An 18,666-nucleotide genomic window follows, 5' to 3' on the forward strand; every position below is an offset into this window, starting at 1 on the left:
CCGTTTCTACTTTTTTCTGTCACAAAAAGTTCTTAAATTATTTCACAAAAATCGAACAGAAGATTATAGTTCCTAAATAAAAATTGTTATAATGTACGGTAGAGATGTGAAAAAGAAGAGACAACTGTCGGTGGATTTTGGATGAGGGGAAGAGGTACATGCATATTGTCGTCGTTGGACTAAATAACAAGACAGCCCCTGTCGCGATTCGGGAGCAGTTCTCGTTTGGGGAGCAAGAAATCGTGGACGCGATGATTGCACTTCGCGAAGAGAAGAGCATATTTGAATCGGTTATTTTGTCGACTTGTAACCGGACGGAGCTATACGTCGTCACAGACCAGCTCCACACCGGACGTTATTATACAAAACGCTTTTTAGCGAACTGGTTTGATTTAGAGATGGACCAATTCACCCCTTATTTATCGATTCGTGAAGGAGAAGAGGCAATTCGCCACTTGTTCCGCGTCACGTCTGGACTCGATTCGATGATCATTGGGGAAACACAAATTTTAGGACAAGTGAAATCAAGCTTCTTCCGCGCCCAAGAGAACGGGACGACGGGAACGGTGTTCAATAAACTGTTCAAAGAGGCCGTGACGCTCGCCAAACGCGCCCATACCGACACACAAATTGGGGAAATGTCGGTATCGGTCAGCTCGGCAGCGGTCACGCTCGCTCAAGGGATGTACAACCGTCTCGATGACAAACAAGTCGTCGTCGTCGGTGCCGGTGAGACGGGCGAGTTGACGACGCTCAACTTGTTCGAGGCCGGTGCGAAACAGATTGCCGTCTTTAACCGGACCGAGAGCAAAGCAAAAGCGGTCGCCGACAAGTTCCAAGGCCGGGCCCACTCGATCCGTGAGATCGCCTGTGGACTGCTCGACGCCGATATTTTGATCAGTTCGACCGGCGCCAAAGAAGCGGTCATCGCCTATGACGATGTCGCCGCCGCACAACTGCTTCGCCGAGAACGTCCACTTTTGTTAATCGACATTGCCGTGCCGCGAGATATCGATCCAGCGGTCCGGGCGCTTCCGGGCGTCCATTTGTTCGATGTGGATGACTTGAACGGGATCGTCAACAAAAACTTGGCGGCCCGTCTCGTCGAAGCGGAAAAGATTGAAATCAAAATCGACGAAGCGATTCAAGAGTTCCAAACGTGGCTCGTCACACTCGGTGTCGTCCCGATCATGAACGAGTTGCGCGCCCGCGCCCTCACTGTTCAAGAAGAGACGATGGAAAGCCTCGAGCGTAAGCTTGACCATCTATCGGACCGGGATAAAAAAGTCATCGGTAAACATATGAAGTCGATCATCAACCAGATGCTTCGTGAACCGATCGACTACATCAAAGACGCCGCGGCGCAACCGGATGCGAACACACGTATCAACCAGTTCGTCGAGACGTTCGGCCTTGATGTCGACGTCCCTGACGTCGAGCCGGAAATGGAAGAGACAGAGGCGATGTCAGCGAAAGCACCACTCCGCGCTTTGATGCGCTAATACAAAATCAAAAAAGGCGGCGGATCTCGTCGCCTTTTTCTATGAAGGGGATATAGACTATGCGTAAAATTATCGTCGGCTCACGCCGTTCACAACTTGCGATGACACAAACGAAATGGGTCATCGAGCAATTGAAGAAAGCCGGGGCTCAAAACGAGTTCGAGATCAAGGAAATCGTGACGAAAGGTGACCAAATCGTCGATGTCCAGTTATCGAAAGTCGGCGGCAAAGGATTGTTCGTCAAAGAGATTCAGCAACAAATGATTGCCGGGGAAATCGATTTCGCCGTCCATAGCATGAAAGACGTGCCGGCCGAATTGCCGGAAGAGCTCTTTATCAGCTGCATGCCGAAACGCGTTGACGCCCGAGACGTGCTCATCTGCGAGAACGGATATACGCTCGAGACGCTCCCGGAAGGTGCTGTCATCGGGACGAGTTCACTTCGTCGCGGTGCGCAGATGCTCGCCGCCCGCCCGGACTTCGAGATTCAATGGATTCGGGGCAACATCGATACACGCCTCAAAAAACTTGAGACGGAAAACTTCAATGCCATCTTGCTCGCCAAAGCCGGGCTCGAACGCATGGGGTGGACGGATCGCGTCGACTTCGAAGCGCTTGACGCTGACATGATGGTCCCGGCGGTCGGTCAAGGCGTGCTCGCCATCGAAAGCCGGAAAGACGACGCTGAAGTGACGAACGTCTTGCAACTCCTGCATGACGACGTGACGGCGAAAGCGGCGACGGCGGAGCGGACGTTCCTCAAGGCGATCGAAGGAAGTTGCCACGTGCCGGTCGGCGGTTATGCGACGGTCAACGGGGACGACGTGACACTGACAGGCCTCATCGCCTCGGTCGACGGCAAAGAAGTGCTCCGCGTGACGAAGACGTCGTCTGACGCGGTCGCACTCGGGAACGACGTAGCAGACGATCTTCTCGGACGCGGCGGGCGCGAAATTCTCGCCTCGGTCAATGCGTGACGTCTGGTACACAGGGACAAAACGACTGACCGCTACGCAACGAGCCCGTCTCGCCGCGAGCGGTCTTTCCGTGCATCACGTCCCGCTCATCGAGACGAGATTGACACATCGCGAGATCCCGATTCACACATTCGATTGGCTCATCGTGACGAGCCAGACGGCGGTGCCGGCGCTCCGTGACGTCCCGCGCGACGTCCGGGTCGCGGCCGTCGGGGAAAAGACGAAACAAGCACTCGAGGCCGAGGGCTTCACCGTCTCGCTCATGCCGAAGACGTATACGGGCGAGGCGCTATTCCGTGACCTCGCGGACGTCGTAACAGCAGGCGAGGTCGTCCTGTTCGCCCGGGGCGACTTGGCGAACACGGACCATATGAAGCAACTCGAAAACGTCCATGACTGGGTCGTCTATGAGACGATCGGCCGTGAACTGACAGAGGCAGAAGTCGAGGCGCTCAAGAACGTGGACGCACTCCTCGTCCTCAGCCCGTCCGCCGTTCAGGCGATCACGGCGTACCTTGAACACTTCCACGGGACGTGGTACGCCATCGGTGAAGTGACCGAGCGCGCCGTCCGGGAAGTGTCGACGTTACCGGTCCGAGTGCCTGAGTGTTATACTATGGATGCATTAATACAGTGTATAGGGGAGGATTTTTCATGAACCAGTTTGACCGTCACCGTCGCCTTCGTTCATCGAAGTCGATGCGTGCACTCGTACGTGAAAATCATGTTCGGAAAGAAGATTTGATTTACCCGCTCTTCATCATCGAAGGGACAGACATTAAACGTGAAGTCAGCTCGATGCCTGGCGTCTTCAACTTCTCGCTCGACCGTCTCGAGGACGAGATCAAGGAGATCGTCGACCTCGGCATTCAATCGGTGCTCTTGTTCGGCGTGCCGGAACATAAAGATCCGGAAGGTACGGAAGCGTATCACGACCACGGCATCGTCCAAGAAGCGATCCGTAAAGTGAAAGAGTGGGCGCCACAGCTCACGGTCATCGCCGACACGTGCCTATGTGAATACACGTCGACGGGCCACTGCGGCATCGTGAAGAATGGTGACGTCGATAACGACGCGTCGCTACCGCTTCACGTCCAGACGGCGATCACGCAAGCGCAAGCAGGCGCTGACATCATCGCACCAAGCTCGATGATGGACGGCTTCGTCGCCGCCATCCGTGAAGGGCTCGACCAAAACGGATTCAACCATATCCCAATTATGAGTTACGGCGTCAAGTACGCATCGGCGTACTACGGACCGTTCCGTGACGCAGCCCAATCGGCACCTGGTGAAGGTGACCGCAAAGGCTATCAGATGGACCCGGCCAACCGCCGAGAAGCGTTCCGTGAATCACAATCGGACGTCGAGCAAGGTGCTGACTTCATGATCGTCAAACCGGCGCTCGCCTTCATGGACATCATCCGTGACATGCGCGACTCGCTCGATATGCCGATCGTGGCGTATAACGTGAGTGGAGAGTACGCCATGGTCAAAGCGGCTGCTTTGAACGACTGGGTCGATGAGCAACGCATCGTCATGGAGACGATGGTCGGCTTCAAACGGGCCGGTGCGGACCTCATCGTCACGTATTTCGCAAAAGACGTCTGTCGCTATTTGGAAGGAGACTACGCATGACCTACAAACAAACACGCTCAGAAGCAGCGTTCGAACAAGCACGTCCGCTCATGCCGGGCGGGGTGAACAGCCCGGTCCGTGCCTATAAATCAGTCGGCATGACGCCAATCTTCGCTGAACGCGGTGAAGGCTCACGCGTCTACGACATCGATGGCAACGAGTATATCGATTACGTCCTCTCATGGGGACCACTCATCCTCGGTCACCGCGACCCTGTCGTCACGAAGGCGATTCAAGAGCAAGCCGAGAAAGGCTGGACGTTCGGGACACCGACCGAGCTGGAAACGAAAATGGCTGAGCTCGTCATCGAGCGCGTCCCATCAATCGAGATGGTGCGCATGGTCAACTCGGGTACGGAAGCGACGATGGCGGCACTTCGCCTCGCACGCGGCTACACGGGCAAGACGAAAATCTTGAAGTTCGAAGGTTGCTACCATGGTCACGGCGACTCGCTCCTCATCAAGGCCGGTTCGGGCGTCGCGACGCTCGGTCTCCCGGACTCGCCGGGCGTACCGAAAGACTTGGCGAGCCAGACGCTCACGGTGCCGTACAACGATTTGGATGCCCTCCGCATCGCCTTCGAGAAGTTCGGCGACGACATCGCTGGGGTCATCGTCGAACCGGCGGCCGGCAACATGGGCTTCGTGCCACCGCAACCTGGCTTCCTCGAAGGACTCCGCGAGATCACGGAACAATACGGCTCGCTCCTCATCTTTGACGAGGTCATGACCGGATTCCGGGTCGGCTATAACTGTGCCCAAGGTTACTTCGGCGTGACGCCGGATTTGACGTGCCTCGGGAAAGTCATCGGCGGCGGCCTTCCGGTCGGTGCCTATGGCGGGAAACGCGAGATTATGGAACAAATCGCGCCACAAGGACCGATTTACCAGGCAGGGACGCTCTCAGGGAACCCGCTCGCGATGATTGCCGGCTACACGACGTTGTCGCAACTGAAGCCTGAGCACTACGCCGAGTTCGAACGCAAAGCGGACCGTCTCGCCGAAGGCTACACGAAAGCGGCCGAGAAGTATAACATCCCGCACGACACGAACCGGGCCGGCTCGATGTTCGGATTCTTCTTCACGAACGAGAAAGTGACGAACTTCGAGAAGGCGAAGACGGCGAACCTCGACTTGTTCCGCGCTTACTATCAGAAGATGGCGGCGCGCGGCGTGTTCTTGCCACCGTCACAGTTCGAAGGATTGTTCCTCTCGACCGTGCACACGGACGAAGATATCGACTTGACGCTCGCAGCGGTCGACGCGACGTTCAAAGAGCTGCAACAAGAGTTTTCACTGTAATCTTGACGGAAACAGCTTCTGTCGCTACAATTGTTTAACAGATACGAACAAAAGCTACGATGAGGAATAGTACGCAATCAACATCCTTTTTCAGAGACGCGGCCACTTGGTGCGAGGCCGCGAAGGATGGTGCGGAAGTCGCCTCGGAGCTGACCTTTTGAACGAAGTAGGAAGGTCCGGTCCATCGACCGTTATTCGATTTTGAGGGCGCCACCTGTTGGCGAACTAAGGTGGTACCGCGGAAGATACGGCTTCTTTCGTCCTTAGCGTTAAGGACGAGAGTAGCCGTTTTTTTGTCCACATTATTAGAGGAGGTTGGGCATATGGCCAACGAGACAAACGAAATCACCATGCCGACGAAGTACGATCCAAGTGCGACGGAAGCGAAATGGTATGACTACTGGTTAGAGAACGACGTATTCAAAGCAGACGAGGACGATTCAAAACAGCCGTACACGATCGTCATCCCGCCACCGAACGTAACAGGGAAACTTCACCTCGGACACGCGTGGGACACGACGCTCCAAGATTTATTGACGCGCCTCAAGCGCATGCAAGGCTATGACGTCCTCTGGCTCCCAGGGATGGACCACGCCGGTATCGCGACACAAGCGAAAGTCGAACAGAAACTCCGTGAGGACGGCATCATGCGTTACGACCTAGGACGCGAGAAGTTCCTCGAGAAGACGTGGGAATGGAAAGACGAGTACGCCGACACGATCCGTGCCCAATGGTCAAAACTTGGCCTCGGTCTCGACTACTCACGTGAGCGTTTCACGCTCGACGAAGGACTCTCGAAAGCGGTCCAAGAAGTATTCGTCCGCCTTTATGAGAAGGGCTTGATTTACCGCGGCGAGTATATCGTCAACTGGGACCCGGCGCAAAAGACGGCCGTCTCGGATATCGAAGTCATCTATCAAGAAGTCGAAGGCGCATTCTACCACATGAAGTATCCGCTCGCTGACGGCTCAGGCCACATCGAGATCGCGACGACGCGTCCAGAGACGATGCTCGGCGATACGGCCGTTGCCGTCAACCCGAAAGATGAGCGTTACGCGCACCTCGTCGGCAAGACGATCATGCTTCCGGTCATGAACCGTGAGATCCCGATCGTCGCCGACGACTACGTCGACATGGAGTTCGGTACAGGTTGCGTCAAGATCACACCGGCGCACGACCCGAACGACTTTGAGATTGGGAACCGCCACGAGCTCCCGCGCATCCTCGTCATGGATGAAGGCGGCAAGATGAACGAGAACGCCGGCAAGTACGAAGGGCTCGACCGCTTCGAATGCCGCAAGCAACTCGTGAAAGATTTAGAAGCGGACGGCACGCTCGTCAAGATCGAGCCGCACACGCACTCGGTCGGACACTCGGAACGTTCAGGCGCGGTCATCGAGCCGTATCTTTCGAAACAGTGGTTCGTCGACATGGAGCCGCTCGCGAAAGCAGCACTCGAAGCACAAGGACATGACGATACGAAAGTCAACTTCGTCCCAGAGCGGTTCGAAGGCACATACCTCCGTTGGATGGAGAACATCCGCGATTGGTGTATCAGCCGCCAACTCTGGTGGGGCCACCGCATCCCGGCGTGGTACCACAACGAGACAGGAGAAATCTATGTAGGTAAAGAAGCACCGGCTGACAGTGAGAACTGGCACCAAGACGAAGACGTGCTCGACACATGGTTCTCGTCAGCGCTCTGGCCGTTCTCGACGATGGGCTGGCCGGACACGGACTCAGCAGACTTCAAACGTTACTTCCCGACGAGCGCGCTCGTCACGGGTTACGACATCATCTTCTTCTGGGTATCGCGCATGATCTTCCAATCGCTCGAGTTCACTGGGAAGCAGCCGTTCAACGACGTGCTCATCCACGGTCTCATCCGCGACTCGGAAGGCCGCAAAATGTCGAAATCGCTCGGAAACGGCGTCGACCCGATGGAAGTCATCGACCAATACGGCGCGGACTCGCTCCGCTGGTTCCTCCTCACAGGATCGACACCAGGGAACGACCTTCGCTTCTATTGGGAGAAGATCGAGTCGACATGGAACTTCGCGAACAAGATTTGGAACGCGAGCCGTTTCGCCCTCATGAATATGGACGGCATGAAGTATGAGGATATCGATTTGTCAGGTGAGAAGACGCTCGCCGACAAGTGGATTCTCACACGCTTGAACGACACGATCGACCAAGTGACGCGTCTCGTCGACAAGTATGAGTTCGGCGAAGCCGGTCGTTACTTGTACAACTTCATCTGGGAAGAGTTCTGTAACTGGTACATCGAGATGGCGAAACTCACGCTCTACGGTGAGGACGAGGCGGCGAAAGCGACGACACGTTCAGTGCTCGCCTACACGCTCGACTCAATCATGCGTCTCATGCATCCGTTCATGCCGTTCCTCACAGAGGAAATCTGGCAGCACTTGCCGCACGAAGGCGACTCGATCGTCCGTGCGAGCTACCCGACACGTCGCGACGAGCTCCACTTCGCGGACTCGGTACCAGCGTTCGAAGCGGTCATGAACGTCATCCGTTCGGTCCGTAACATTCGTTCGGAAGTGAACGCCCCGATGTCGAAACCGATTCAGCTCTTCATCGCGACAAGTGACGACACGACACAAGGTTACTTGAGCGAAAACGAAGCGACGATCGGCAAGTTCACGAACGCGACCGAGCTCGAAATCGGACGCGGCTTGGCGGCTCCTGATAAGTCGATGTCGGCCATCATGACGGGTGCGGAACTGTTCATCCCACTCGCCGACCTCATCAACTTCGAGGAAGAGATCGCCCGTCTCGAGAAAGAAGTGGCGAAGTACGAGAAGGAAGTCGAGCGCGTTCAGAAGAAACTCGGCAACCCAGGCTTCACCGGCAAGGCCCCGGCTCACGTCATCGACGAAGAGAAGGCAAAAGAGAAAGACTACCTCGACAAGCGTGACGCAGTCCGTGCGCGTTTGGAAGAGTTGCGTAAATAATAAATCAACCTTCTTTGGAGATTATCTCCGAAGAAGGTTTTTTTGTTGTTTGGTGGAATTTAGGAGAGGAGACGATGTAAAGGTGGAGTGACATGAGACGAATCGGAATGATGTTAGGTTTGGCTGTGATGGGATTGAGTGGGTGTGTGGCGGAACGAGCTGAACCGATCGAACCGATGGAATCAAAAATCACGGTTAGCGTGAACAAAGAAGAGATGGATTCATCCGTTTCCGATGTTGAGGAAACGACGGCGAAAGAAGTGTTCGGTTCGATCATCGAGGACGTGCCGAAAGGGACTGTTCGACTACTCGATGCGGTCACGGCCCAATACACGCTTCAATATACGGATGGCACGTCCGAACGACCGTCGAGAGACGGCGTCTTCTATGAAATGGTCATCGATGACCTCGGGCTCATCGCCATCCAGTTACCAAACCGCGACGATGCGTTTGGCGTGTTCAACTATTCACGAGGCGAGGAATGGGTGTTGCATGGCATCCAAAACGTTACGATTCCCGAGGCGGCCGAAAAAGTCCGACACGGGTTGGACTTGCCTGAAGAAGAGCTGTTTGTCGCCAACTTCGAGATGAGTCAGCTCGAGCGGCCGGTGGAGATGTGGACGTTGTATGATGAGACGCAATGCATCACGATTTTAGTGACCGATGCGTCCAGTGTGGCAGACGGAGAATTGATTGACCGGCGAGACGATTCAAATGAGCGGTATCGCTTGAATCAACCGGAAGGGAACGGCTTGTTTTACGTAGACCAGGGCAAGCTCATCGTCGTGACGGGCAATGTGTCGGAAGAGGTGTTGCTCAACCTCTCGGACTCGTTGCCGGAGGCGTCGACGGTGGATTTTCCATTGAAGTACCCAGAATAGAGTAACGAACCCCCGCCATCAAGAATGATGTTCGGGGGTTCGTTTGCGTCCAATGTGGATGATGCCAAATAGAGCGATGGCAATCAAGGTGTGAAAGATGAACGGTTGAGTATGGCCAATGCGGAATAGATGAATCGCATAGACGACATAAAGGATGGTGCCGAATACTAGCAAGATGGAATAAAGAACCTTCATACGTCCTCTTCCTCCGGTTCTGTCCAAAACGGAAGGCGACCGGTTGTCACGAAATAAGATGACGTGAGCAGGACGCCGATTGCAAGTCCAGTTACTTGAGGCTGAATCGACTGACCCATCAACGACAAATAAAAACTGTAGACCAGGTATGAAGTTGAACTTACGATGATTGTCATGAGCAAGAGTGTCATTTTCATTTTGTTTCACTCCATTCGAGCTCGTTCAAATGCTTCATGAAGTGGACGAATGAGACACCTAGGAAGAAGGCCGGCATCGTCCAAACCCAATTGCTGAGAAACGGACCTTGCCAGAGCTCGAGCGAAATCATGCAGGCAAAGCCTAACGAAATAAGTGAAGCGAGTAGTCGCATTATAAAACCTCCAAACGGACTTTGTCTATTCTACGTGGCGAATAGCCAAAAGGTTCCAAAAAAACCATCCCGCGAAAGCGAGATGGTTCATGTGCCGCAGAAAGTCTGATACGGATACGTCCGCGGCGGTCCGGGTGAGACGTAGCGTCCGTAGTCGGCTTCGTAGTCGTATGGCTTCCGCAATACGTCGAGCAGTGCGTGGGTCGGCTTGAAGTCACCGCGTTCGGCTGCCATGAGGGCGGCCTCGACGTGATGGTTGCGCGGGATGACGGCCGGGTTGTGCTGACGCATGAGGCGGATGACGTCCTCATCAGGAAGACCTTGTTCCCCGAGGCGTTTCCGCCAAGCGGCGAGCCACGCCTTACCATCGTCCTGGTTGGCGAAGGCGAGTGCTTCGGTGTCGCCGAGCGTGAGGGCGCGGAACGTGTTCGTGAAGTCGGCCTCGGTTTCCATCATGAGCCGGAGCAGTTCGTCCGTCAGTGCGTCGTCTCCGTCTTTTCGCACGTAGAGTCCGATTTTATGGGCGAGCCCAGTGAAATACGCCTCTTTATAGGTTTCCGTGTAGTCGTTCAACAGCTTGTTGGCGATATCGACGGCCTTTTCTTGTGTGTCAGCGAGGAGCGGGAGCAACGTCTCGGCGAGGCGGGCCAAGTTCCATGACCCGATATACGGCTGATTCGCATAGGCGTAGCGTCCCTCGCGGTCGATCGAGCTGAAGACGGTATTCGGGTGATACGTATCCATGAACGCACACGGGCCATAATCAAGCCCTTCACCGCTGATGAACGTATTGTCCGTGTTCATGACGCCGTGGATGAACCCGACGAGCTGCCAATCCGCGATCAGTTTCGCCTGCCGGGTAATGACGCGGCCGAGGAACTGTTCATAGCGGTCCGGTTGTCCTGCAAGGTCAGGGTCGTGGCGCTGAATCGCATAGTCGGCGAGGGCGATGACGTCATCAATCGATCCGGCCGCGGCGGCGTATTGGAACGTGCCGACACGTAAATGGCTCGCCGCGATGCGCGTCAAGACGGCGCCGTGCTTCGGTCCTTGGCGCATGATCGGCTCACCGGTCGTCACGACGGCGAGCGCCCGGTTCGTCGGGATGCCGAGGGCGTGCATCGCCTCACTGATGAGGAATTCACGCACCATCGGACCGACGGCAGCCCGTCCATCACCGCCACGCGAGTACTCGGTCGGGCCCGAGCCTTTCAATTGAACGTCGACACGCTTTCCGTTCGGTGCGACGTGTTCTCCGAGCACGAGCGCCCGTCCGTCACCGAGCATCGTGAAATGGCCAAATTGGTGGCCGGCATACGCTTGAGAGAACGACGAGTCGGTCTGACGATTCCCGGCGAAGAGTGCGACGTCTTGAGACGTTTCGGCGTCGAGACCGAGCGTCTTGGCGAGTGCTTCGTTCCACAGGACGAGTTCGGGCTTGTCGACCGGATGGACCGGTCCCCGGTCGTAAAAAATGTCACGGAGATCGAGGTAGGTCGCCTCGAAGTTCCAACTGTTGGTCATAGTAATTCCCCCTTCTTCGCCTCGAGTATAGCACAGCCGATTCCTTGCGTAGCGCTTCGCGAATTTTGGTAAGATGAAAGGGAAGTGTGAAAACAGGAGTGATGGAAGATGGAGACGAGACAAGACGTATTGGAATGGCTGAACGGGCAGCTGCGGTTCGGGATCAAGCCCGGGCTCGAACGCATCGAGTGGATGTTGAACGCGTTACAAATCGAGGAGTTGCCGTCGATTCACGTGGCAGGGACGAACGGAAAAGGGTCGACGGTCGCTTTCTTGCGGGCGATGGCGCTCGCGGAGGGGTTGAATGTCGGGACGTTCATCTCACCGTACATCATCCAGTTCGAGGAGCGGATCATGTTGAACGGGGAGCCGATCAGGGAACACGACCTCGTCCGCATCGCCAACCAGGTCCGTGACTGTGCGAGTGCGTCACCGGAGACGTTGACGGAGTTCGAACTGCTGACGGTCATGGCGTGGCTCTATTTCCATGAACAACAGCCTGACCTCGTCATTTGGGAAGTCGGTCTCGGCGGCCGCCTCGATTCGACGAACGTGTTGACGCGACCGCTCGCGACGGTCGTGACGTCGATCGGGCACGACCATCAAGGAATTCTCGGCGACACGCTCGAAGAGATTGCGCTCGAGAAGTTCGGCATCATGAAGCCGGGCGTGCCGATGTTTCATAGTTTGACGGATGAACGGCTGATCGCGTTGCTCAAGCGACAAGGAGAGGCGATGGACGCATCGATTCACGACGTCACTCCACTCGTCACATCAATCGAGGACGGGACCGACACGGTCGTCACATATGATGGATTGGATCCAGTGACGCTCGGATTGACCGGACACCATCAAGCGTATAACGGGGCGTGTGCCGTCGCCGTCGCGCGCCACCTCGGCTGGAAGGCGGAAGCCATTCGAGCGGGGCTCGAGGCGGCACAACACCCAGGTCGCTATGAGCTCATCTCGAGACAGCCCCGCATCGTGCTCGATGGGGCGCATAATGCGGAAGGGGTCGCCGCGCTCGTTGAACAGTTGAAGCTCGAGCGTGACGTGACCGTCCTCGCGGCCATTCTTGCCGACAAGGACCGGGGAGCGATGATCGCGTCGCTCCAGATGGTGGCGGATGTCTATGAGACGACGTTCGATTTCCCACGTACCCGTACGAAAGAAAGTCTGATTGCCGACGGGGCCCGTTATGTGGACTGGCAGGGTTGGTTGGCTGCGTGGCTGGAGACACCCAAATCCGAGACGCTCGTCGTGACCGGGTCGCTCTACTTTATCAGTGAAGTCAGAACCTATTTCCAAAGTTTGAAAAAAACCGCTTGTGAACAGGAAGAAAAAGGGGTATGAATTAACTGAAGAAGTGTGATGACAAACCGACTGGAGGCACAACGATGAAGAGGCAGCTAAGATCCAAGTACGGGTTCCTCATAGTGGTAGGGATGATTCTATTGTTGTTCGCGTATACGACAACGTGGGCGAAAAATGATGATAAAGACATAAAAAAGAAGGAAGACATCACTAACGAAGTGATTCGCGAAATATCCTCTGAAGCGGTTTTAGTAGGAGACACGGTCACCGTCGAGTATCGTTTATCATTAAACAATATTCTCGATTTTGGAAAAGGTCCCAATATCAATTCGTATAAAACTGTCCAATGGTCGTTAGACTTTAATGAAAAAATTCCTGATGGCTTGAAAGTAGAGAGTATCTCAATCAACAATGAATCAACGGTGTCACATACTCTGAAGTATAATTCTTCATCACGAACGCTAGCAGGGAAAGTAAATGTAATCTGTGGTAAGAATGAGTTACAGTCTTGTACGAAGCATTTCGATGATTCGTTTTATGAGACAGTGACCGTGAAATTGACAGCTGACAAACCTGGTACTTACAAATTCAATAGTGGAACCATCAGCTACTCACTCACAGCCGACCATTCTGGAAACGGTCACGGATCTGTAAAACATGATCGGTCCATCAATTTAACATCTGATCAAATTGGTGACTCGCTTTTATTGGTAGAAGAATTAAATATTCAACTCCCAACTGAGTTGGAATTGTATTTAAATGATATAGGTAACATAAATGCGGAGTTGTCGACGACAAAAGCGACAATTCCTAAAGATGTGAAGTTGAAGTGGGTAATTGACGATTCTAAAATTGTAAAACAGACGAGTGCCGCTAAACAAAGTTTGTCCCTTGAAGCGTTGGAAGTCGGGACGACGACGATTCAAGCCGTGTATGTCCACAGCAATAAGTATGAATCAAAATCCCAACCGGTGACGGTAAAAGTCAAATTACCTAATCTCGCAATCGATTCTACGGATAAAGTGTTATGGGTCTATCAAAATAAGAGTGGCAGCTTAGTGAAACAACAAGCAGTGTTGAATCTTACGCAATTAGTAGAGGACAATAAGGTCGTCAACAATCCTTTCGATGCCACGTGGGAAGTGAACTCTACTGCACTCAGCATCGTATCTAGTCAAAAATCGGCGGCCACAGTACAGGCTGAACATGGAAGTACGGGTAACGTCTCGGTGATTGCTTCACTAGTAAAATATCCGGGACAGACTAATACGTCTTTGATTGAAGTCAAAGAATATCCGCAACGCGTCGCGACACCGAACGTCGTCTTATACATGTCAAACAGTCCTTACGAATACCCGGTCAAGTTCTGGCCAGAGACATCGAATGTCACTGAGTACGGATTGACGGTTTTAGAGGGTACGGATGTACTCAAAGTTAAAGATGGCGTATTGACGCTCTTGAAACCAGGTATTGCTAAAATCGGTTTAGTGACTGAGAATGTTGATCGTTTCTTCCCGAAAGGTGATGGCCCCGAAGTCATCAGCCAGACTTTCTATGTCCGAGTTAAAGAAGGAACTGATCCGAACCCAGGTACGGCTGAACCAGCAATTGATTTCTATTGATGACGCTACAAAAAGAAGCTACTCGCGCGAGTAGCTTCTTTTCTTATTTCTTTAATTGTTGACCGACGAACAGTTGCAACTGGTTCGTGACCGGTAGCGTGTTGATTTGTCGGAAGACGCCTTCGTTGTATTCCATGACGAGCCGGGACTTATCGACTTCAGGAGAAGCATCGACGTTTCCAGGGGCGAAAGAGGCTTGTTTATCTGCTTGTTCCGGCAACGATTTGAATGTTCCACGGAACGTGTTCACTTCAAGCGGTCCTTTGCTATACAGGCCGCCTTTCATGTTGACGATTGATCCAACAGAATAGAGACGTGTCGGTTCTGTCGAGGCACTGTACATGAACGCTTGTAGCGTGGAAGATGTGTTCTGGAACTCATTGATTCGGTTCAACAAAATTTTCCCTTTGGACAGGAGAACAAGTGAACTGTCATTCCCCCCGGCGGTAGCCGGCAGCAAGTCAGCCCCGTCGATATACGTGTCACCGAGCGTATACACCGTCGTATTGAATGCGACTTTCCCACGAATCGTCAAATCGCCGTTAATGATGAGCGGACGGCTGATCGTAATTGTGTCAATCGCATCGATGGTCACGTCGCCATCCAATAGAAGTGGGGTTGTATTGCTGGCAATCGATCGAGAGATGACAATCGAGATATCGTCCTTACTCACATAGTTATCGATTGTTTCAGTCGCTAACTCTACAATTTGCATACCGGTGATGGCATCTAACTGTCCCTGATCAATCAAGTTGGTTTTCAACAGTTCGGGTTTGGTTGAATTAACGGGTCGGTAATATTGTTTGATGAATGGCTCGTCCGTTCGAGTGATACCTGATTTGAAAAAGATTTCATCACCTGGTTTGTCATTATACGTGATGTCCGTTAAAGAACCCATGAACCGATTCACGTATTGGACGACCGAATAATCATAATTGAAATTTGAAAAACTGCTCTCGACCGGCCCAATCTCAGGCTGATGGTCCACACCTGGCGTGACTGAGTTCGTGAAATAGTTCGGCGAGTCACAGCCGTCGCATGTCGCCCCGTTCCCGAGGTCAATGCGACCGTCGAGATAGAAACGGCTCGTGTCACTATTGTTGAGCGTCTTCGTTTGATCTTTCAGTTGATACTTCGCATCGCGGTCGAGCGAAAGTTGCGTCCCAGCGAACAAGTTTCCTTCAATCTTTGGCGGACCGTTGACCGTCAACGTGTCATCGGACCCGAGGACGTAATAGAGGAACGACGGTAACGCCGTCACGTACACTTCCTGGCTATACGTGCTCGTCTGCATCGGCTGTTCCGGGTTCGCTTTTGTCGTCCCGGTCGCCGTCAGCGTCAGCACCGTCGTAAACGGCGCGTTCGACTGGTCCGCCGTCGAGCGGGTGATCGAGTAACGGATATCGTTGTCGCCCGATTGCAAATCACCCGTATAGAGCGTGTTCGCCTGGAGCACCGTCGCGACTTTCGCTTGAAATGCTGCTTGGTTCTCCATATACGGTTGAACAACATTTGCATCGTGGAGCGGGAACGTCGTCCGCAAATCGGCGACGAGCACGTCGAGCACGCCTTTGACATCGGTATCGAGTTGCGTCTCGTCGACGCGGATATTCGTCTGCTTGTTCGTCGCCAAGTTGACTTGAATCGCAGCGAGCGAGAGGACGGCGAGCGCCGCCATCGTCACGAGGACGAGGATGAGGACGTAGCCTCGTTCATCTTGTTTCATCTGGCTCCCTCTTTTCATAACGGGATGGTACTCGTAAACGTCTTGGTGAGCGTGGCATCGTCGCGCGAGGCGAGCGTCACTTGAATCTCCATCAGTCCGGACACGATGTAAGCCTCGCGTCCGCTCCTTGCGTCCGTCACTTCGTCCTGAATGTCGATGGTGACGGCTTGGACGGTGACGTCAGGGTTGTCCGTCACGAAACTTGACGGGGCGAGCTCGAACACGGCGTCTTCCATATAGTCGCCTTGACGGTACAAAATGCCTTCCGTCGAGATGCGCGGGGAATGGAGACGATGGAACGAATATGTATCCCCGTTGACGGTCAAGGCGTCGAACTCGGTCTGGTTGATGTCCTGGAGGACGCTCGTAATCAAGTAGTCGGCCTCACTCCGGAGCGAGCTCGTGTCGTTCGTCAGACGGAAACCGAGCGAGCCGGTCAAGAAGACGGTGATCACGATTCCGGCAAAGATGGCGGAGATGACGAGCGCGAGCAACAATTCGACGAGCGTGACGCCGTCCTCACGGTCACGGAAGCTCTGGAACGTCCGTCTCAGGGAATTTATCTTGAAGCGTCGCATTCGTCACCACTCCTTTCAACGTGATGGGTTTGAGCAACGTCTCCGAGGCGACGGTAATCTCGACGTTGACGAGGTCAGCGGGCGGTTCGTTGCCGGGAGAGAGGATGGTCACATCGAAGGCGCGCCCGTTGATGGTGACGTCACACAAATCGCAGACGTTGGCCGGCGTCTTCTGGAGTATCGAGATGTCGATCGGGTCTCGCGTTTCGGCCGCCCGACGCTTCAACGTGTTGAGCGTATTTTGGGCGACTTGGTTTGCCACGGTCCGGTCAAGATCCGAGGAGGTGATTCGCAAGCTTTGGGAGAAGATATTCATGAGCGATAATGCCAGGATCGAGACGACGACAATCGAGACGAGTACTTCGACGAGCGTGAAACCTTGTTCGGAACGGTCCACCGCATTGACCTCCTTTTCAAAATTCATTTAATGATAGGAAAAAAGAGACTTTTAACCTGAAATAATTGTTATTTTCTGTACAATGCATATTATACTAAAGTTACAGTGGGAACGGATAGTAATTCAAAAGTCTCATTTGACTTGAAATAGAGGGGGAAATGGAATGAAGCGATATGGGATGCACTTGTTCATCCTAGCGGGGCTAGTCCTGCTGGTGTCGTTGCCGACGATCGGGCTCGTGAACTATCTCGATGCCTCGGCGAAGACGACTGCTACATATAAAGAGACGACCGTGGCCGGCATCGACGTGTCGGGGATGACGAAAGAAGAAGCGGTCGTCCGAATCGATAACGCCATCAAAGACTTCAACAACACGCCGTTCACGGTGACGCTCGTCGATGGGACGGCGATCGAGGTCGGCAAAGATGTCGTCTCGTTCAACGTCGACGCGACACTCAAGGCGGTCACTGAATCGGGTACATATCCGCTCGTCACGACGGTCGACGAAGAGCGATTGACACCGTACTTAGAGAACCAACCGGTGACGCTCTCGATGGTGACACCGCCGCTCGTCGAATCCGCCTCGAATTTGAACTCAGACGTCGTCCTCGAGATGACGGCGACGGAGAGTGAAGTCGTCGCTTCCATCACGGTCAGTCCGACACCAGCGATGCGCTCGGCACTCGAGCGGATGAACGGCTTCGAGATGGAAGCAGGGGACATCTTCAGCTTGAAAGCGTTCGGAGAAGATTTTGAGGCGCTCAGCACGCTCGGTTCCTCGATGTATCAATTGTTCGCGGCGACACCGTTCCAAATCCTAGAACGGGTCCAACATGAGACGCTCCCGACCGGCATCGAGCTCGGCTATGACGTCAAAGTCGACGAGCGCTCGAACTTCGCCGTGCAGAACACGGAACAGACACCATACGCGCTCATCGTCTTAGAAGAAGGGAACGCGATGACGGTCCAATTGCTCGGTAAGGTATTCGTTGGAGCGTACGAGTCGCGCGTCGAAGACGTGACGAGCGTCCCATATCAAAACATCGTCCGTTTCTCGCCGTCACTCACAGCCGGCAGTTCGTCTGTGACCCAGTCCGGTCAGACCGGGGAGTCGGGCAAATTGTATCGTGTCCGCATCACGGATACGGGCGAGTCGCTCGAACTGCTCGGATTTGATTTTTACGAGCCGATCCCGGAAATCGTGACGAAAAGTTCCGTCCCGCTCCCGCCTCCTGAACCGGTCGAACCGGTGATTCCAACTTTCCCGGACGAATCACTGGAAGATGACCCGTTCGATGACGATGTGAAGGATGACGGATTGAATGAGTTTGAAGAACAGCCACCGGTGTATGACCAGGACCCGGTGCCAAGTGAGGGGGCAGTCGGATGATTGGTTATTTGATTTTGATCGCCTTTTGGGTACTTGCCACATTGACCGTGTTCGCCTTATCGATTCCATACGTTCGGAAGCGGGAGACGAAAGGAGTCATCTCGTTACTCGTCGCCGTGCTCTCGCTCGGCGTGTATAGCCTGTATGTCGAAGGGCTCGAGCGGACGTGGTGGGCGTGGGTCCTCCTCGCCCTCGGTTTGGCCGGCGGTGCGGCACTCAGTGCGTTCATCGAACAGCGAGACGTCGCACAGGAGGTACCACAGAGGATGGTGAAGTAAG

The 18,666-nt window shown here is 54.0% G+C and carries 17 protein-coding genes and 1 other annotated feature; of the genes, 11 read left to right on the forward strand and 6 right to left on the reverse strand.

Going from position 1 to position 18,666, the window contains the following annotated elements; all coding sequences use genetic code 11:
- The first annotated feature begins 158 nt into the window (after positions 1-158).
- The 7 genes from hemA (at position 159) to KNP86_RS01115 (ending at position 9,271) form a co-directional block, all read left to right on the forward strand.
- The gene (gene hemA / locus KNP86_RS01085) at positions 159-1,502 is read left to right on the forward strand and encodes a glutamyl-tRNA reductase (RefSeq protein ID WP_034776818.1); all 1,344 of its coding nucleotides are present in this window, start codon (positions 159-161) and stop codon (positions 1,500-1,502) included.
- 59 nt (positions 1,503-1,561) lie between these two features.
- Positions 1,562-2,479, forward strand: coding sequence for a hydroxymethylbilane synthase (gene hemC, locus KNP86_RS01090; RefSeq protein ID WP_214752510.1), 918 nt, complete (start codon positions 1,562-1,564; stop codon positions 2,477-2,479).
- Positions 2,472-3,137 (forward strand): uroporphyrinogen-III synthase, encoded by a 666-nt coding sequence (locus tag KNP86_RS01095; RefSeq protein WP_214752512.1) that lies wholly within the window; start codon positions 2,472-2,474, stop codon positions 3,135-3,137. The genes hemC and KNP86_RS01095 overlap by 8 nt, the downstream gene beginning before the upstream one ends.
- Entirely contained in the window at positions 3,134-4,114 is a 981-nt protein-coding gene (gene hemB / locus KNP86_RS01100; protein ID WP_138859760.1) for a porphobilinogen synthase, read from the forward strand. Before KNP86_RS01095 ends, hemB begins: the two co-directional genes overlap by 4 nt.
- Positions 4,111-5,415, forward strand: coding sequence for a glutamate-1-semialdehyde 2,1-aminomutase (gene hemL / locus KNP86_RS01105; protein WP_058763202.1), 1,305 nt, complete (start codon positions 4,111-4,113; stop codon positions 5,413-5,415). Before hemB ends, hemL begins: the two co-directional genes overlap by 4 nt.
- 47 nt (positions 5,416-5,462) lie before the next feature.
- Positions 5,463-5,683, forward strand: a binding site (T-box leader).
- A 55-nt stretch (positions 5,684-5,738) separates the two neighbouring features.
- Entirely contained in the window at positions 5,739-8,390 is a 2,652-nt protein-coding gene (locus tag KNP86_RS01110) for a valine--tRNA ligase (RefSeq protein WP_214710482.1), read from the forward strand.
- Positions 8,391-8,482: 92 nt separating this feature from the next.
- Complete coding sequence (locus KNP86_RS01115; protein ID WP_214752514.1) at positions 8,483-9,271, forward strand: hypothetical protein; 789 nt, start codon at positions 8,483-8,485, stop codon at positions 9,269-9,271.
- A gap of 191 nt (positions 9,272-9,462) precedes the next feature.
- Here the strand turns inward: KNP86_RS01115 and KNP86_RS01120 are convergent, their stop codons facing one another.
- From KNP86_RS01120 to KNP86_RS01130, 3 genes are all read right to left on the reverse strand, one after another.
- A complete protein-coding gene (locus KNP86_RS01120; RefSeq protein ID WP_034776828.1) occupies positions 9,463-9,663 on the reverse strand; it encodes a hypothetical protein in 201 nt (66 codons plus the stop codon).
- Complete coding sequence (locus KNP86_RS01125) at positions 9,660-9,836, reverse strand: hypothetical protein (protein ID WP_214752515.1); 177 nt, start codon at positions 9,834-9,836, stop codon at positions 9,660-9,662. Before KNP86_RS01125 ends, KNP86_RS01120 begins: the two co-directional genes overlap by 4 nt.
- Positions 9,837-9,923: 87 nt before the next feature.
- A complete protein-coding gene (locus KNP86_RS01130; protein WP_214752517.1) occupies positions 9,924-11,360 on the reverse strand; it encodes a protein adenylyltransferase SelO in 1,437 nt (478 codons plus the stop codon).
- A gap of 108 nt (positions 11,361-11,468) precedes the next feature.
- Between KNP86_RS01130 and KNP86_RS01135 the strand changes: the two genes are divergently transcribed.
- Complete coding sequence (locus KNP86_RS01135) at positions 11,469-12,713, forward strand: bifunctional folylpolyglutamate synthase/dihydrofolate synthase (RefSeq protein ID WP_214752519.1); 1,245 nt, start codon at positions 11,469-11,471, stop codon at positions 12,711-12,713.
- A gap of 44 nt (positions 12,714-12,757) precedes the next feature.
- Positions 12,758-14,296 (forward strand): hypothetical protein, encoded by a 1,539-nt coding sequence (locus KNP86_RS01140; protein WP_214752520.1) that lies wholly within the window; start codon positions 12,758-12,760, stop codon positions 14,294-14,296.
- A 43-nt stretch (positions 14,297-14,339) separates the two neighbouring features.
- On the opposite strand, the gene KNP86_RS01145 is transcribed toward KNP86_RS01140, so the two are convergent.
- Genes KNP86_RS01145 through KNP86_RS01155 form a run of 3 tightly spaced genes read right to left on the reverse strand, consistent with a single transcriptional unit; the run spans position 14,340 to position 16,997 of the window.
- Positions 14,340-16,022, reverse strand: a complete 1,683-nt coding sequence (locus tag KNP86_RS01145; RefSeq protein WP_214752522.1) for a hypothetical protein — start codon at positions 16,020-16,022, stop codon at positions 14,340-14,342.
- A gap of 14 nt (positions 16,023-16,036) precedes the next feature.
- Positions 16,037-16,600: a PilW family protein gene (locus KNP86_RS01150; RefSeq protein ID WP_214752524.1), complete on the reverse strand. Its 564-nt coding sequence runs from the start codon at positions 16,598-16,600 to the stop codon at positions 16,037-16,039.
- The gene (locus KNP86_RS01155) at positions 16,548-16,997 is read right to left on the reverse strand and encodes a prepilin-type N-terminal cleavage/methylation domain-containing protein (RefSeq protein WP_214752526.1); all 450 of its coding nucleotides are present in this window, start codon (positions 16,995-16,997) and stop codon (positions 16,548-16,550) included. Before KNP86_RS01155 ends, KNP86_RS01150 begins: the two co-directional genes overlap by 53 nt.
- Before the next feature lie 163 nt (positions 16,998-17,160).
- Here KNP86_RS01155 and KNP86_RS01160 point away from each other — a divergent pair, with 163 nt between their 5' ends.
- The gene (locus KNP86_RS01160; protein WP_214752527.1) at positions 17,161-18,387 is read left to right on the forward strand and encodes a G5 domain-containing protein; all 1,227 of its coding nucleotides are present in this window, start codon (positions 17,161-17,163) and stop codon (positions 18,385-18,387) included.
- Positions 18,384-18,665, forward strand: a complete 282-nt coding sequence (locus tag KNP86_RS01165) for a hypothetical protein (protein ID WP_034809727.1) — start codon at positions 18,384-18,386, stop codon at positions 18,663-18,665. Before KNP86_RS01160 ends, KNP86_RS01165 begins: the two co-directional genes overlap by 4 nt.
- Position 18,666 lies beyond the last annotated feature (1 nt).

This window comes from Exiguobacterium sp. s16, assembly GCF_018618115.1.
GTDB classification, from domain to species: domain Bacteria; phylum Bacillota; class Bacilli; order Exiguobacteriales; family Exiguobacteriaceae; genus Exiguobacterium; species Exiguobacterium mexicanum_A.